The following is a 14,409-nucleotide window of genomic DNA, read 5'->3' as shown; positions in this document are numbered from 1 at the left end:
CATCCGGTCGGTCCGTGATAGCCGAAGGTTATTCAGGAGCCGGTGGCGGATCGCGCCAGAACCGCCGTTCCAGACGCATTGACCGTGGCAGCTCGAAGCGCCCCAATTGCAGATGAATGGCACCCTGCTCCGCGCTGTCGTAGATAGCCATGCCACGTTTTCGATAGCGCGCCACGACTGTCGGATGGGGGTGACCGAACGAGTTGCCCCGGCCGCGAGAGATCAGCACAGCCTTGGGCTGCAATCCATTGAGCAATGCCGTTGAGGAGGAGCTGCGACTGCCATGGTGGGGCGATTGCAGCCAGTCAGTCTGGACCGCCAGCGGGCTGTCGAGCAGCACACGCTCGGCGCTGGCGTCGATGTCGCCGGTCAACAGCAATCGCTCGCCGCTGGCCTCAATCTGCAGGACGCAGGATTTCGGATTGCTTTCCCGGGCATCCGCCCAGCGCCAAAGCTCGAAGTTCACGCCATCCCAGGTCCATTGCCGCCCGCTTTCACATTCCAGGGCTTGTAGTTCAGCCGGCAGCTCCTCGGGCTCGCCACTGATGACCTGCTGCACCCGCAGTGCCCTGGTAACCGCCTGAGCTCCACCGGAATGATCAATGTGGGCGTGGCTGATGATCATCTGATCGAGTGCATCCACACCCAGTTTGCGCAAGACCGGTACCACGACACGCTCACCGAGATCGTTGTCACCCATGCGTGGTCCAGCGTCAAACAACAGCGTGTGATGGCGGGTTCGAACCAGGATGGCCAAACCCTGACCGACATCCAGCTGCCAGATTTCCGCAACACCTTCCGGCAGCGCAGGTTTGGGCGGGACGACGAGTACCAACAGCAATGGCCAACCCAAGGGCCGCAGCGGCACGCCTCGCGGCAGCAGAAGCAGAAACGCACCGATCGCCCCCAAGCCCCATACCCACCCCGAAACCGTCACAGGTATCCACGCGGGAACCTGCCCGGCCATCATCCCCAGCCCCCGGAACAACCCGTCAATCAACCCGCCGGCCAGCCACAACAGACCCTCCCCTACATAGGGGACGGGCAGCAAAAGGGTTCCCAGCAAGGCCGGTGGCAATACCAGCATGCTGATCCAGGGCACCGCCAACAGATTGACCAGCGGCCCACTGAGACTGATCGGCAACCCGAGAACCAGCAACAACGGCGCCAACCCGATTGCGATCAGCCATTGGGCGCGGGTCCAGGTTTGCCACCATCGCCACGGCCCCAATCGTCCGCTGAAAGTGAAGATCAGCACCAACACCGCCCCGAAAGACAACCAGAATCCCGGTTGCAGGCTGGCCAATGGATCCAGCAACAGCACGCCATTGAGCGCAAGAAGGAGCGGCCACCAGGCGCCAAGGTGGCGAAATCGCAGGCGCCATAACAACACCAGACCGATCATCAGGCAGGCACGCCGTACCGGTACCTCGAAACCGGCCAACAGTCCGTATCCGAGCGCCGCAGCGAAAGCCAGGCCGCAGGCCCAGGGCAGCCACAGCAGGCGGGCTGGCCACAAGCCATATCGGGCCAGCCCGGCGATCAGCAAATACACCAGCCCCGCCAGCAACCCGATGTGCTGCCCGGAAATCACCAACAGGTGCACGGTGCCGGTGTCCTGCAACACCTGCCAGTCTTCGCGACTGAGCCCGGCGCCATCCCCCAGTACCAACGCCACCAGCACGCCCGTTCGCCCCTGAGCGTCCACTTGCAGCAACCTTTGTCGAACGCCGTCACGCCAAGCCCACCGCGCCTCGGCCAGCCGCTCGCCATCCTTGACGGTGCCGGTCGCGCCGATGCGCTGGGCCAGCAACCAGGCGTCGTAGTCGAAGGCATGGGGATTGAGCAGCCCGGCTGGTCGCTTCAACTTGACCGCCAGTCGCCAGCGTTCGCCGCTGTTGACCGCAGCCCCCCCATACCAGGCCAGGCGCATGCGTTGTGGCACGCGGCCGTGTCGCGACCGGGTGTCCGCCAATTCGAAACGCACGGCCGCATCGCCATGCGCAGGCAAGCCCACGACACGCCCTTCAACCCAGCGTGTCTCGCCATCCAGATTCGGCCGCAACCGGTCATCCAGCGCCGATTGCGCCTGGGCTCCGGCCCAGCTCAACCCGAAGAGAAAAAACGCCACGGGGTAGGTGCGAAACGGCAGCAGCATCAAACCGACTACCGGTAACAACAGCCACAATCCGACCGGCGGCAATGCCGGTAAAAAACGCAGGGCCAGCAAGCCCAGCGCCAACGCCACCATCCCTGTGCGCATACGCCTGTCCTTGAGAGTCCGGCCCCTAGGCATAGCCGGCCGACCGCACGACCGTCGTTAACAATTGTCACAAAGTCTGAATAGGAGGTTCACGGAATCCAGACATACTTGCCGCCTTCACCGACCGAGAAGCCTTATGCCCCGGCGCTTGTTCAAACGTTACATGCCAGATCCGACCAGCATCAGGGAACACAAGTCCTTACGCTTTCTCGGCACCCTGCTGCATGACCCGAACCTCTGGCACCTCAACCGCCACTCCGTCGCCCGCGCCATGGCGGTCGGGCTGTTCGCGGCGTTCCTGCCGATTCCCTTGCAGATGCTGGTCGCCGCCGTCCTCGCCATCGTCGTGCGCGGCAACATGCCGATTGCCGTCAGCCTGGTGTGGCTGACCAACCCCATCACCATGCCCGCCGTGTTCTTTTGTACCTACCAGGCAGGCGCCTGGCTGATGGACGTCCCGCCCCGCCAGTTGCCGGACGCGCTGACATGGGAATGGATCAGTGGAGAGCTCTCGACCCTGTGGCAGCCATTCCTGCTGGGATCGGTGGTGACGGGACTGGTGCTCGGGGTGCTGGCCTATTTTCTGGTGATGATGTACTGGCGCTGGTGGGTGGCGCGGCAGTGGAAACGGCGCAAGCAGCGCCGAATGTGAGCATGCAAAACGGCCTCCGATTGGAGGCCGTTTTTTTGGTGCATGCACACCTGTAGGAGCAAAGCTTGCTCGCGATTGCGGTGAATCAGACGACATCATTGATGACTGGGCTGTCGTCATCGCGAGCAAGCTTTGCTCCTACAAGGCAATGCAACAGTTGATGTTAAGTACGCATCCCCCGCCCACTCACCAGCAACCGCGCACAACCGAAATACAGAATCACCGTGGCCACCAGCATGAACGTAATCGCAATGCTGATGCGGATGTCCGAAACGCCCAGGATGCCGTAGCGGAACGCGTTGACCATGTGCAGCACCGGGTTGGCCAGGGACACGGTCTGCCAGAACGGCGGCAGCAGCGAGATCGAGTAAAACACCCCGCCCAGGTACGTCAGCGGCGTCAGCACGAAGGTCGGGATGATCGAGATGTCATCGAAGTTGCGCGCAAACACCGCGTTGATGAAGCCCAGCAACGAGAAAATCGTCGCCGTCAGCACCACTACCAGAATGGTCACACCCAGGTGATGCACCTGCAAATGGGTGAAGAACAGCGACAGCAGCGTCACGATGATTCCCACCATCAGACCGCGCAGCACGCCGCCCAGGGTGTAGCCGATCAGGATGGTGTGCGGTGAAACCGGCGACACCATCAACTCTTCGATGGAGCGCTGGAACTTGCTGCCGAAGAAGCTCGACACCACGTTGCCGTAGGAGTTGGTGATCACCGACATCATGATCAGCCCCGGCACGATGTACTCCATATAGGTGAAGCCACCCATGTCGCCGATCTGCCGGCCGATGAGGTTACCGAAGATGACGAAGTACAGGACCATGGTGATCGCCGGCGGCAGCAGGGTCTGCGGCCAGATCCGGGTGAAACGGCGAACCTCCCGGTAAACGATGGTGTTCAGGGCAACGAGATTGGGGCGCAGCTCGGAACTCATACCGCCACCTTCGACAGATTTTTCTCCACCAGGGACACGAACAACTCCTCGAGGCGATTGGTTTTGTTACGCAGGCTCAGCACTTCGATGTTCTGCTGCGCCAACTGGGTAAACAGCGCGGTGATGCCCATGCTTTTATCCACCTGGACTTCCAGGGTATGGCCATCTAGCAGACGCGAAGGGTAGCCGATCAGTTGCGGCGCAGCGCCCATGCCGTTCTTCAGGTCCAGCAGGAAAGTCTCGACATGCAATTGGCTGAGCAGCTGCTTCATGCTGGTGTTTTCAACGATGGTGCCGTGGTCGATGATGCCGATGTTGCGGCACAGCTGTTCAGCCTCTTCCAGGTAATGGGTGGTGAGGATGATCGTGATGCCACGTTTGTTCAGTTCGGTGAGGAAGGTCCACATCGAGCGACGCAGTTCGATGTCCACCCCCGCCGTCGGCTCATCGAGGATCAGCAGGCGCGGTTCGTGAACCAGCGCGCGGGCGATCATCAGCCGGCGCTTCATGCCGCCGGACAGCGAACGCGAAGGCACATCGCGCTTGTCCCACAGGCCCAGCTGGGTCAGGTATTGCTCGGCACGTTCCTTGGCGACTTTCGCCGGGATGCCGTAGTAACCGGCCTGGGTCACGACGATGTCGAAGGTCTTCTCAAACTGGTTGAAGTTGAATTCCTGGGGCACCACGCCGATGGAACGCTTGAGCGCGGCCGGGTTCTTGTCCAGGTCATGGCCAAAGATATTCACCGTACCGCTGGTCTTGTTCACCAGGGTCGAGAGGATGCCGATGGTCGTGGATTTGCCGGCACCGTTGGGGCCGAGCAAGGCGAAGAAGTCACCTTCGGCGACGTCCAGATCGATACCACTCAGGGCCTGGAAACCGTTGCCGTAGGTTTTGGTTAGCTGCCGGATGGACAGAGCGGAACTCATATCGGATTTACGCACCAAGAAGGAAAGAAAGAAATGAATATGGGCGGACGGCGAGCAACGCAACCGCAGCGCAATAGCACAATGGTGCTTGTCGCCGCCACACAAGTACAGTCAAGTGTGTCGATAGTGAGTATTAAGTCAACGCGGTCATGACGGCCTTGCGATACGCCGGACGCTCCCTCAGGCGCTCGTACCAGGCCTGCAGATAAGGCAGTGGCGCACGCTCGATCGGCATTTCGAACCAGGCATAAATAAAACTGCCGAGGGGAATGTCGCCCATGCCGATCTCATCGCCCGACAAATAAGGCTTACTCGCCAGCGCCTGATCGGCCATTGCCAGCAACGCATCGCACTCCTTGATCGCGGCCTTGATGGCCGGCCAGTCCTGCTGCTCCGCCGGGGTACGCAGCACGCCCCAGAACACGGTGCGGAAAGGGCCGGCGAAACTGGACGTGGTCCAGTCCATCCACTTGTCAGCGGTAGCCCGTGCTTGCAGATCCGAGGAGAACCACGCCGTCCCGGCCGCGTGTTTGGCCATCAGGTAGCGGACGATGGCGTTGGATTCCCACAACACGAAACCGTCGTCCTCGATCACCGGAACACGGCCATTGGGGTTCATGGCGCGATACTCGGGCGTATCGACAATACCAAAGGCACCGCCCGCATCGATGGCCTCGTAGGCCAGGCCAAGCTCCTCGGCGGCCCACAATGGTTTCCTGACATTCGACGAATTTTTCCGACCCCAGATCTTCAGCATGACCGCCTCACGATTGATGAATGCGCGGGCAGCATACGCCGGATCAGGCGCGACTCAAATCGCTCTGCATGTCCCCGAGCAGCGGTTGCAGTTGCGCGCCGAACAAGTGCGGGTAGCACTTGCGCAAGTGTTCGAAAAAGAACGCTTCGGGAACATCGGTGAACTGGCCGTGATCGACCAGGTACTCCATCAGTTTTTCGCCGTCGCGATTGAATGGGTGAAAAACGCTGTCATTTATGCCGTCGAATTCCAGCGGCGCGACGTTGAACAGCTCACACAAACCCTGATTGAACGCTGGTGTGGCCTTGACCCAACGACCGTTCAAGTACAGTTCGGTGTAACCATGCATGGCGAACACATCGCTCTTGAGCAACTCGAGCAATCGCGGCGTCGACAAATGATTGCGCACGTCCGCCAGGCCAATCCGCGCGGGTATCCCGCAGTGCCGTGCGGCACCAGCCAGCAACGTGGCCTTGGGCACGCAATAACTCTCACCGGTGGCCAGTGCGTAACTGCCGTGCAACGTCTTTGGATCGAGACTGAAGGTGTAAGGGTTGTAGCGCACTGCCTCGCGCACGGCGTAATAGAGGCTGACGGCCTGCTCGATGGGATCGCGACTGGCACCCCGATGTTTTTCGGCGAACTCCACCACCGCCGGGTGGTCACTATCGATGAAGCGGCCGGGACTCAGGTACTCAAGCAGGTACTCATGCATGCGGGCAATCTCCTTGGCTAGCCTCGAGTCTAGCGAGAGGTTCAGCACAGAGATAACGACGTTTCGGCCAAATATGGACGCTTTGGCGCCCGCTCAATGAACGATTCTTCACGGTCCGACGCCACTCGGGCCTACACAATCACCACGGGTTTGCCACCTTTTCAGGCGCCTGCCGCCAACCACCCCGTTTTGTGGATGCCGTCTAAGCTCTGGGGGTTGGTTTGCCCTGGTTTCACGGAGGATTAAATATGCTGCTGTTGTGGATAGTGGTTCTGGTTGTCGGGATAGCTTATTTAGCCCACCGTCGTATCTCCCCGCTGCCCGCTCTGGGCATGGTCGCCATCTACCTGCTGGCCATGGGCGCCCTCAGTCGCGCGCCGGGCTGGTTGCTGGTGATTTTCTGGGTTCTGCTCGCGGTAGTGGCAGCGCCTTTGCTATTGCCTGACCTGCGGCGCAAATTCTTCAGCGCGCCGATGTTCAACTGGTTCCAGAAAACCCTGCCCCCCATGTCGCAGACCGAACGCGACGCCATCGAAGCCGGCACCGTGTGGTGGGACGGCGAACTGTTCAGCGGACGTCCGGACTGGAACAAACTGCTGGCCTATCCAAAGGCACAACTGAACGAAGAGGAACGCGCCTTTATCGATGGTCCGACCGAAGAACTCTGCGCCATGGTCAGCGACTGGCAGCTGGGGCAAACCCTGGACCTGCCGGAGCAGGCCTGGACGTTCATCAAGGACAACGGCTTTTTTGCCCTGATCATTCCCAAGGAATATGGCGGCAAGGGCTTTTCGGCCTACGCCCACTCGCAAGTGGCGATGAAACTGGCGAGCCACAGCGGCGATCTCGCCTCCACCGTGATGGTCCCCAACTCCCTCGGCCCGGCCGAACTGCTGCTGCATTACGGCACCGACGAACAACGCAACCACTACCTGCCGCGCCTGGCACGGGGCGAGGATATTCCCTGCTTCGCGCTGACCGGGCCGCTGGCCGGCTCCGACGCCGGCGGCATGCCCGACACCGGCATTATCTGCAAGGGTGAATGGGAAGGTCGGGAAACCCTCGGCCTGCGTCTGAACTGGGAAAAGCGCTATATCACCCTCGGCCCGGTGGCCACCCTGCTCGGCCTGGCATTCAAGGCTTATGACCCGGATCATCTGCTGGGCGACAAGGAGGACCTGGGTATCAGCCTGGCATTGGTGCCAACCGACACCGCGGGCGTGAACATCGGTCGCCGTCACCTGCCATTGGGCGCGGCGTTCATGAACGGTCCGAACTCCGGCAAGGACGTGTTCGTCCCGCTGGAATTTCTGATCGGCGGCCAGGAAATGCTCGGCAAGGGCTGGATGATGCTGATGAACTGCCTGTCGGTCGGGCGTTCGATTTCCCTGCCGGCGGTGGGCACCGGCATGGCCAAGTTCACCAGCCTGGTCACCGGTCAGTACGCGCAGATCCGCGAGCAGTTCAATGTGCCGATTGCGGCGTTCGAAGGCATTCAGGAAGCCATGGCCCGCATCGGCGGCAACGCCTGGATGATGGACGCCGCGCGGATGCTGACGGCCAACGCGGTGGACCTTGGAGAGAAACCGTCGGTGCTGTCGGCGATTCTCAAGTATCAACTCACCGAACGCGGTCGCGAATGCATCAGCCACGCGATGGATGTGCACGGTGGCAAGGGAATCATCTTGGGGCCGAAAAACTATCTCGGGCGCATGTGGCAAGGCGCACCCATCTGCATCACCGTGGAAGGCGCGAACATTCTCTCGCGCAACCTGATGATCTTCGGCCAGGGCGCCATTCGCTGCCATCCTTTCGTGCTCAAGGAAATGGCCCTGGCGGGTCGCGAGGACAAGGATCAGGCACTGACCGAGTTCGATGGCCTTCTGCTCAAGCACATCGGGTTTGCCGTGGGTAACGCGGCCAGCACGCTGGTGCTGAATCTCGGCTTTGGTCATCTGGAACACCTGCCGGGTGACAGGCTCAGCCAGGGTTATTTCCGCGCCCTCAATCGACAGGCCGCGGCGTTCGCATTGCTGGCCGACCTGAGCATGATGTTGCTCGGCGGTGAACTGAAACGTCGCGAACGCCTGTCGGCACGGCTGGGGGATGTGCTGAGCAACCTGTACCTGGCCAGCGCCGCCCTCAAGCGCTACAACGACCTCGACGCGCCACAGCACATGGAGCCGCTGTTTATCTGGGCCATGGAGGAAAGCCTCGGCCAGGCCGAACGCGCCATGGATGAACTGCTGAACAATTTCCCGAACAAGGTCATGGCGTGCCTGCTGCGGGTGATCATGTTCCCGTTTGGCCGTCGCCACAAAGGACCGTCGGACAAGCTCGGGGCCGCCGTCGCCGGGGTGATCGGTCGGGCCAAGGGCGATCCCGCCCTCGAAGAGCTGCTGCAGGGTTGCTACCGTCCGCAATCGAACGACGATCCGGTGGGTATCCTGCAACACACCTGCGACCGCTTGAGTGCTGCGCAACCGTTGCAGAAAAAGCTTCACCTGGCGCTCAAAAGCGGCCAGGTCAAACCGGTCGCCGGTGAACATGTCATCGATGCGGCGCTGGAGGCCGGCGTGCTGCAAGCTGCAGAAGCGCAAACCTTGCGTGAGGCCGAGACTGCGCGGCGCAAGGTGATCGATGTGGATGATTTCGACAAAGAGGAAATCGCACTGGCCGCAGGCAAGGTCCGCTGATCCAGCCGGCCAGGCCTGGCATATAAAAATGGGCGCGGGGGCTTTATACTCCCGCGCCCGTTTTGCTCTTGAGGACTTATCTCGTGTCCAACATCGTTGCCGATCATCTCGTTTTGCTCGACCACCTGCGCAGCATCCTGGTCGCCGTGGGTGAGGCCGACCAGGTGCCCGAAGAAAGCCATGCCTTGTTCCTGGAGCGCTTCGACGAACTGCGTGCACTGCTGCCGGTCGACCCGATCGAAAGCCAATACCTGGGCCAGGACATCCTGTGCCAGGTCATCACCCGCTACCCGCAAATCGCCCATCTGGTCCCGCGTGACCTGCTGTGGTACTTCGCCGGTGACTGCCTGCACTACATGCCCGATGATGAAATCGACTTGTACCAGGCGCTGGAAGAACGTCGCTTTGAAGCCGAACAGAACGACGAACCGTTTGACTGGAATCAGGAAAAGCAGCTGCTGGCGTTGTCGAATGAGGACAGCAAGCACTGATCCACGGTCAGATACGCAAAAGGCCCGGATGGTTATCCAGGCGGGCCTTTTCATTTACCGGGTCGATTAAAACAATCCGTCACTCTCGGGCAGCTCATACTCCGAAACCGCAATATTCGTAGGCCCCGACTTGCCCGGTTGGTGCAACGTCGGCTCCTTCTCCAGACACTCCACCAGGTAATCGATCAATACCCGTATCTTGGGCGGCAGGTAACGGGTTGGCGAATGCAGCAACCAGGCGCCTCCGTGGTACGACGCCAGAAAGGTCCAGTCCGGCAGCACTTGCACCATCAGCCCCTTCTCCAGAGCGCGACGCGCCGTGAAATACGGCAGGCTGCCAATACCCAGGTGCTGCAACACGGCGCCGAAACGTACACCCGTGTGATTGGCGGCATAGCGCCCGCGCACACCGACCGTCACGGTTTTGCTGCCCTTCTTGAACTTCCAGCGCGCATCGCTTGGTGTTTCACCCAGGTAGATGCAACTGTGGTTGAGCAGATCATGGGGATGCGTCGGCGTTCCGTGCTCGGCCAGATACTGTGGTGTCGCGCAGAGCAAATGATCGATGCTCAGCAATTGCCGTCCCACCAGCCCGGCCGGTGGCCGATCGGTGATACGAATCGCCAGGTCGACATGATCGTCGATCAAGTCCACCTGACGATCCTCGAGCAGCATCTCCACATCCACCTTGGGGTAGCGGCGCAAAAACTCCGGCATGTGCGGATGAATGACAATTCGGCCAACCGCTTTCGGCACGCTGATGCGCACCACGCCTTCGGGCTCATCGGTGAACTGGCCACTGATTTCCATCACCGACCGGGCCGCACTGACCATGTCCTGACAGCGCTTGAACACTTCCTCGCCACCGTCGCTCAAGCGCAACTTGCGTGTAGTGCGTTGCAACAAGCGCATGGCGAGGGCTTTCTCCAGTCGCGAAATGCTGCGACTGACCGCCGAGGGCGAAGAGCCCAATTGGCGAGCTGCTTCGGAGAAACTGCCGGTCTCGACAACCTTGACGAAAATCGCCATCTCACCCAGCAGGGGCAGCGGAAGATTTATGCTCACGACGCAACAGTCCTTTGATGTTTGATCGGATTATCACGCATCAGCACGCTCCATATAATAAAAATCAGAAACATTTATGTGAGCCTGGTATATGACGCTTCGCCTCTTTTTCCACAGCGATGACCTCAAGGCCAGCGTGGAAATCCTGGAATGCACGCCCCACGAGCAGGAGTTTGCCGTGGTACTGCGCGCCACACTGTTCCACCCCCAGGGCGGCGGACAACCTTGCGACACCGGCTGGATTGGCGAAAGCCGGGTTCTGCGCGTGATGCAGGATCCCGAGCGGATCATCCATTTCGTCGATCGCCCGGTGAACATCGGCATGACGCAAATCCGTATCGACGAGCAACGTCGCCAGTTCAATACCCGCATGCACTCGGCCGGCCACCTGATCGGTCACTTCGTCCAGGCCATGGGCTGGATGCCGATCAAGGCACATCACTGGCCGGGCGAAGCAAGAGTGCAGTTCAAACCGGCGGACTGTGCACAGGACGTTGATGCACAGACGCTGCAGCACGGCCTGGAACACTGGATAGCCCATGACCTGCCGCGCCTGACCTCGTCACGCGAAGGTAGCCGGGAAATCGGTTTTGGTGAGCTGCCCGCCTACGGTTGCGGTGGCACCCACGTACGTAGCCTGAAGGATTTGGGTACGGTCACGATTGAATCCCTTTCGCACAAAAAAGGGATCCTGTCCGTTCACTATCACGTGGACTGAATTCCGGGACGGTGCCGTTTGCCAGCATCGCCCGAGGATGGAGAGCCTGCGTTCGCAGGCTTCGTTGACACTTTGCCGGATGGACCCAGGACATGATGCTGGACGTCGAATGTCTCGATCAGACGTGCATAAAAAAGCTGGCCAATGAAGAAGTTCTCGCCATCCGTATCAAGGGCTGGTTACCCCCGCCTTTGGCTTTGAGGATCGGCGACAAGATCCTCGAACCCGGCTTTGAAGGCTATATCAACGCGCCGAGCATCGGTCGCATCGGCATGGCGTTCTACGAAGCGGAAAACCAGCCGCTGCTGATCGAGGACTATTTCCGACGCGCCACTCGCAACATCGCCGAACTGCGCAACCGCTGCGCGCCCTACGCCTCCCCGGTCGACACCCTGCGCTGCATGCTCGATGAGTCCTGGCCAGCAGGTGCTCACCTGGAAACCCTCTACGGACGCAAGATGTATGTCGGGCTTTCCCGGGTGGTGAAACCCGACGTGTGTTTTCTCGCCCATCACGACATTTTCGCCAAGGACGCGCCGGACAGCTTTCAGGCCAGGAGCCTTTCGGCGCAGTTCGCCTGCAATGTCTATCTGAACATGCCCACCAAAGGCGGCGCCCTGCAGATGTGGGACCACGACATTTCGCCGGAACGGTTTGACGAAATGCGCGGGAACAGTTACGGCATCGACCCCGTCCTGCTGGGAACGCCGACTCTGGAAGTTCGCCCCGAGCCGGGGGATTTCATCATGTTCAACTCACGGCGCATGCACGCGGTGACACCGGGCCTGAACGATCCGCGCTTGAGTCTCTCTTTTTTCGTCGGCTATCGCGGTACCGCTTCCCCCCTGACCTTCTGGAGTTGAAATGCTTTCCAATTATCTGGGCGAGTTCCTGGCGCTGGCGACCATCCACTTTCTGGCCGTAGTCGCTCCCGGACCGGACTTCGCCGTAACCATCCGCCAGAGCGTGCGTTTTGGTCGCTGGATAGGTATCTGCACGGCACTGGGTATCGGCGCCGGCATTTCCGTGCATGTGCTGTACACCTTGCTGGGCGTCGGCGCGCTGATGCACACCACTCCATGGTTGCTGACCGCAGCCAAAGTGATTGGTGGTGCCTACATTCTGTACCTGGGTGTCAGCCTGTTGCGCAGCCGTCCCAAATCCGTGCTCGACGGTGAAAAAGAAGCGGACAGCCCAGTGGTCGAGCAAACCCTGTTCAAGGCATTCACCACCGGCTTTCTCACCAATGCCACCAATCCCAAGGCCACGTTGTTTTTCCTGGCGATCTTCACCACCATCATCAGCACCACGACACCGCTGACGATTCAGGCGCTATACGGGGTATGGATGTGCGGCGTGAACGCCTTGTGGTTTGTAATCGTGGCGCTGTTTTTTTCGAGCAGCCGGGTGCGCTTGCTGTTTTTGCGCATGGGGCATTGGTTCGAGCGAACCATGGGCGTGATCCTGATTTTGTTTGCGGGACGGTTGATCCTGTCGATGTAAAAAAGGCCGGAATGCAAAAGGCCCGCGCAGTCTGACTGGCGGGCCCTTTTTATGCAGGTACAAATCACGCGCAAACAAAAACGCCGCTCTATTGAGCGGCGTTTTCGTTTAATTTGGAGCGGGAAACGAGACTCGAACTCGCGACCCCGACCTTGGCAAGGTCGTGCTCTACCAACTGAGCTATTCCCGCAAATGGCGTCCCCTAGGGGACTCGAACCCCTGTTACCGCCGTGAAAGGGCGGTGTCCTAGGCCACTAGACGAAGGGGACACGCTACCCGGAACACATGGTGTGTGTTTCGGTGTCCAGATCCGCATCCGAAGACTTGGTTCTGGTTTCACTCAGCCCTGCCCGAAAGCAACGCTGTTTAAAATTGGAGCGGGAAACGAGACTCGAACTCGCGACCCCGACCTTGGCAAGGTCGTGCTCTACCAACTGAGCTATTCCCGCATTGGCGTCCCCTAGGGGACTCGAACCCCTGTTACCGCCGTGAAAGGGCGGTGTCCTAGGCCACTAGACGAAGGGGACACGCTACAACATTCACTCCCTGCTTCGTTTCGCTGTGTGCTTTACGCTGCAAGTGGCGCGCATTCTATGGATGGTTTGGAAGGTCGTCAACCCCCTGTTATAAATTTTTTTAAATCAATGACTTGGCCCTGCTTTTCAGCCCCTCTCCGGCTTTTGCGCTGTCCGTTGTCTGGCGCCTATATTCTGACACTCGCCAAGGCGTTATAGTCGGCGACCATGAGTGATGGCAATGTGCTAAACAAATGCCAGCATTTAATTAGGCCGGTCTACGGCCGATACAGGCGTAGCCACATTGATCCAACTCGTCGAGCGGCGCTAGGCGCTCAAATGCCAAGCTCATACACTCGCAAGCGAACTCCCATAGAAGAGGTCTTACCGGTGACACCACTCATGATCACCCTGCTCGTCGTAGCCGGGATCGCACTCTTGATCGCCATTGGCTACATCAACCATGTGGTGGAGAACAACAAGCTGGAAAGGGCCCGCACCAAGGTTGAACTCAACGATCGCCTGCGTCGTTGCGGAGAGATCACCGAAACATTCCCGGGCCAGTTAATGACACCGGGACTCAAGCTGCTGCTGGCGCGCCTGGAATTGAATGTCTGCCAACGCCTGCTGAACCTCGAAAAAACCAGTTCCAACCTCAAGGCGCGGATTGTCGAGCTCGAAGCGCTGGTGGGCCAGGGCGAATCGATCCCGGTCAACAACCCGCCGGCACCGATCCAGACTGAAGCCAAGGCCAAGGATGTACGCTTCCTGCTTGAAGCCCTGCATGGCCAGATCACCCGCGCGGCACAGGACGGCTTCCTGCCACCGAACGAGGCCAAGCGCTGGATCCGTGAAGTGCGCCACATTCTGGTGCTGCTGCACATCGAGTTCTTCAACAACCTCGGCCAGCACGCGCTGCAACAGAATCAGCCAGGCCAGGCGCGTCTGGCGTTCGAACGCGGCGTGCAGTACTTGCGCAAGCAACAGGAGCCGCAGATCTACGCCGAACAACTGGAGTATCTGGAAAAACTCCTGGCCCGCGCCAACGAGCAGGTCATGGACCGCATTGCCCCAACGGAAGGCGAAGTGAACCAGTTGACCGAAGGTCTCAAGGACGTTGAAGCGGATGCGGACTGGAAAAAGAAAGTGATTTACGACTGAT

13 protein-coding genes and 4 tRNA genes are annotated in these 14,409 nt (G+C 59.9%); 7 read left to right on the top strand and 10 right to left on the bottom strand.

The genetic code is table 11. The features are described from left to right. Positions 1–28: 28 nt before the first annotated feature. On the bottom strand, positions 29–2,263 hold the full coding sequence (locus tag DKY63_RS27120; protein WP_110966935.1) for a DNA internalization-related competence protein ComEC/Rec2: 2,235 nt from the start codon (positions 2,261–2,263) through the stop codon (positions 29–31). A gap of 136 nt (positions 2,264–2,399) precedes the next feature. Here DKY63_RS27120 and DKY63_RS27115 point away from each other — a divergent pair, with 136 nt between their 5' ends. Next, entirely contained in the window at positions 2,400–2,915 is a 516-nt protein-coding gene (locus tag DKY63_RS27115) for a DUF2062 domain-containing protein (protein WP_110966934.1), read from the top strand. A gap of 163 nt (positions 2,916–3,078) precedes the next feature. Here DKY63_RS27115 and DKY63_RS27110 read toward each other — a convergent pair whose 3' ends face one another. From DKY63_RS27110 to DKY63_RS27095, 4 genes are all read right to left on the bottom strand, one after another. Beyond that, positions 3,079–3,858: an ABC transporter permease gene (locus tag DKY63_RS27110; protein ID WP_077047013.1), complete on the bottom strand. Its 780-nt coding sequence runs from the start codon at positions 3,856–3,858 to the stop codon at positions 3,079–3,081. After that, positions 3,855–4,787 (bottom strand): ABC transporter ATP-binding protein, encoded by a 933-nt coding sequence (locus DKY63_RS27105; RefSeq protein ID WP_110966933.1) that lies wholly within the window; start codon positions 4,785–4,787, stop codon positions 3,855–3,857. The genes DKY63_RS27110 and DKY63_RS27105 overlap by 4 nt, the downstream gene beginning before the upstream one ends. Positions 4,788–4,920: 133 nt before the next feature. After that, positions 4,921–5,544 (bottom strand): glutathione S-transferase family protein, encoded by a 624-nt coding sequence (locus tag DKY63_RS27100; protein ID WP_110966932.1) that lies wholly within the window; start codon positions 5,542–5,544, stop codon positions 4,921–4,923. A gap of 43 nt (positions 5,545–5,587) precedes the next feature. Beyond that, positions 5,588–6,247, bottom strand: a complete 660-nt coding sequence (locus DKY63_RS27095; RefSeq protein ID WP_110967990.1) for a transglutaminase-like domain-containing protein — start codon at positions 6,245–6,247, stop codon at positions 5,588–5,590. 260 nt (positions 6,248–6,507) lie between these two features. Here DKY63_RS27095 and DKY63_RS27090 point away from each other — a divergent pair, with 260 nt between their 5' ends. Together DKY63_RS27090 and DKY63_RS27085 are read left to right on the top strand one after the other, a co-directional pair. Beyond that, on the top strand, positions 6,508–8,955 hold the full coding sequence (locus DKY63_RS27090; RefSeq protein WP_110966931.1) for an acyl-CoA dehydrogenase: 2,448 nt from the start codon (positions 6,508–6,510) through the stop codon (positions 8,953–8,955). A gap of 83 nt (positions 8,956–9,038) precedes the next feature. After that, the gene (locus DKY63_RS27085) at positions 9,039–9,446 is read left to right on the top strand and encodes a PA2817 family protein (protein WP_047526931.1); all 408 of its coding nucleotides are present in this window, start codon (positions 9,039–9,041) and stop codon (positions 9,444–9,446) included. A gap of 66 nt (positions 9,447–9,512) precedes the next feature. On the opposite strand, the gene DKY63_RS27080 is transcribed toward DKY63_RS27085, so the two are convergent. Next, complete coding sequence (locus DKY63_RS27080) at positions 9,513–10,511, bottom strand: LysR family transcriptional regulator (protein ID WP_110966930.1); 999 nt, start codon at positions 10,509–10,511, stop codon at positions 9,513–9,515. A gap of 91 nt (positions 10,512–10,602) precedes the next feature. On the opposite strand from DKY63_RS27080, the gene DKY63_RS27075 reads away from it, so the two are divergent. From DKY63_RS27075 to DKY63_RS27065, 3 genes are all read left to right on the top strand, one after another. Further along, a complete protein-coding gene (locus DKY63_RS27075; RefSeq protein WP_110966929.1) occupies positions 10,603–11,229 on the top strand; it encodes an alanyl-tRNA editing protein in 627 nt (208 codons plus the stop codon). 92 nt (positions 11,230–11,321) lie between these two features. Further along, positions 11,322–12,092 (top strand): 2OG-Fe(II) oxygenase, encoded by a 771-nt coding sequence (locus DKY63_RS27070; RefSeq protein WP_110966928.1) that lies wholly within the window; start codon positions 11,322–11,324, stop codon positions 12,090–12,092. Position 12,093: 1 nt separating this feature from the next. Then, positions 12,094–12,732, top strand: a complete 639-nt coding sequence (locus DKY63_RS27065; protein ID WP_110966927.1) for a LysE family translocator — start codon at positions 12,094–12,096, stop codon at positions 12,730–12,732. 114 nt (positions 12,733–12,846) lie between these two features. Here the strand turns inward: DKY63_RS27065 and DKY63_RS27060 are convergent. From DKY63_RS27060 to DKY63_RS27045, 4 genes are all read right to left on the bottom strand, one after another. Further along, positions 12,847–12,922, bottom strand: a tRNA-Gly gene (locus tag DKY63_RS27060). A gap of 3 nt (positions 12,923–12,925) precedes the next feature. Continuing rightward, positions 12,926–13,001 (bottom strand) — tRNA-Glu (locus DKY63_RS27055). A 104-nt stretch (positions 13,002–13,105) separates the two neighbouring features. Continuing rightward, positions 13,106–13,181, bottom strand: a tRNA-Gly gene (locus DKY63_RS27050). Between the two features lie 2 nt (positions 13,182–13,183). After that, a tRNA-Glu gene (locus DKY63_RS27045) sits at positions 13,184–13,259 on the bottom strand. A gap of 390 nt (positions 13,260–13,649) precedes the next feature. Here DKY63_RS27045 and DKY63_RS27040 point away from each other — a divergent pair. Continuing rightward, positions 13,650–14,408: a hypothetical protein gene (locus DKY63_RS27040; protein ID WP_239499332.1), complete on the top strand. Its 759-nt coding sequence runs from the start codon at positions 13,650–13,652 to the stop codon at positions 14,406–14,408. Position 14,409 lies beyond the last annotated feature (1 nt).

The sequence above is a fragment of the Pseudomonas putida genome, assembly GCF_003228315.1.
Lineage (GTDB): Bacteria > Pseudomonadota > Gammaproteobacteria > Pseudomonadales > Pseudomonadaceae > Aquipseudomonas > Aquipseudomonas putida_S.
This window is presented reverse-complemented; position numbering and strand designations above follow the sequence as displayed.

Excerpts from the sequence above, each read along its gene's own strand:
- DKY63_RS27115 (WP_110966934.1), top strand. The coding sequence starts at position 2,400 with ATGCCCCGGCGCTTGTTCAAACGTTACATGCCAGATCCGACCAGCATC.
- DKY63_RS27120 (WP_110966935.1), bottom strand. The coding sequence starts at position 2,263 with ATGCGCACAGGGATGGTGGCGTTGGCGCTGGGCTTGCTGGCCCTGCGT.
- DKY63_RS27090 (WP_110966931.1), top strand. The coding sequence starts at position 6,508 with ATGCTGCTGTTGTGGATAGTGGTTCTGGTTGTCGGGATAGCTTATTTA.
- DKY63_RS27100 (WP_110966932.1), bottom strand. The coding sequence starts at position 5,544 with ATGCTGAAGATCTGGGGTCGGAAAAATTCGTCGAATGTCAGGAAACCA.
- DKY63_RS27065 (WP_110966927.1), top strand. The coding sequence starts at position 12,094 with ATGCTTTCCAATTATCTGGGCGAGTTCCTGGCGCTGGCGACCATCCAC.
- DKY63_RS27110 (WP_077047013.1), bottom strand. The coding sequence starts at position 3,858 with ATGAGTTCCGAGCTGCGCCCCAATCTCGTTGCCCTGAACACCATCGTT.
- DKY63_RS27070 (WP_110966928.1), top strand. The coding sequence starts at position 11,322 with ATGATGCTGGACGTCGAATGTCTCGATCAGACGTGCATAAAAAAGCTG.
- DKY63_RS27040 (WP_239499332.1), top strand. The coding sequence starts at position 13,650 with ATGATCACCCTGCTCGTCGTAGCCGGGATCGCACTCTTGATCGCCATT.
- DKY63_RS27075 (WP_110966929.1), top strand. The coding sequence starts at position 10,603 with ATGACGCTTCGCCTCTTTTTCCACAGCGATGACCTCAAGGCCAGCGTG.
- DKY63_RS27105 (WP_110966933.1), bottom strand. The coding sequence starts at position 4,787 with ATGAGTTCCGCTCTGTCCATCCGGCAGCTAACCAAAACCTACGGCAAC.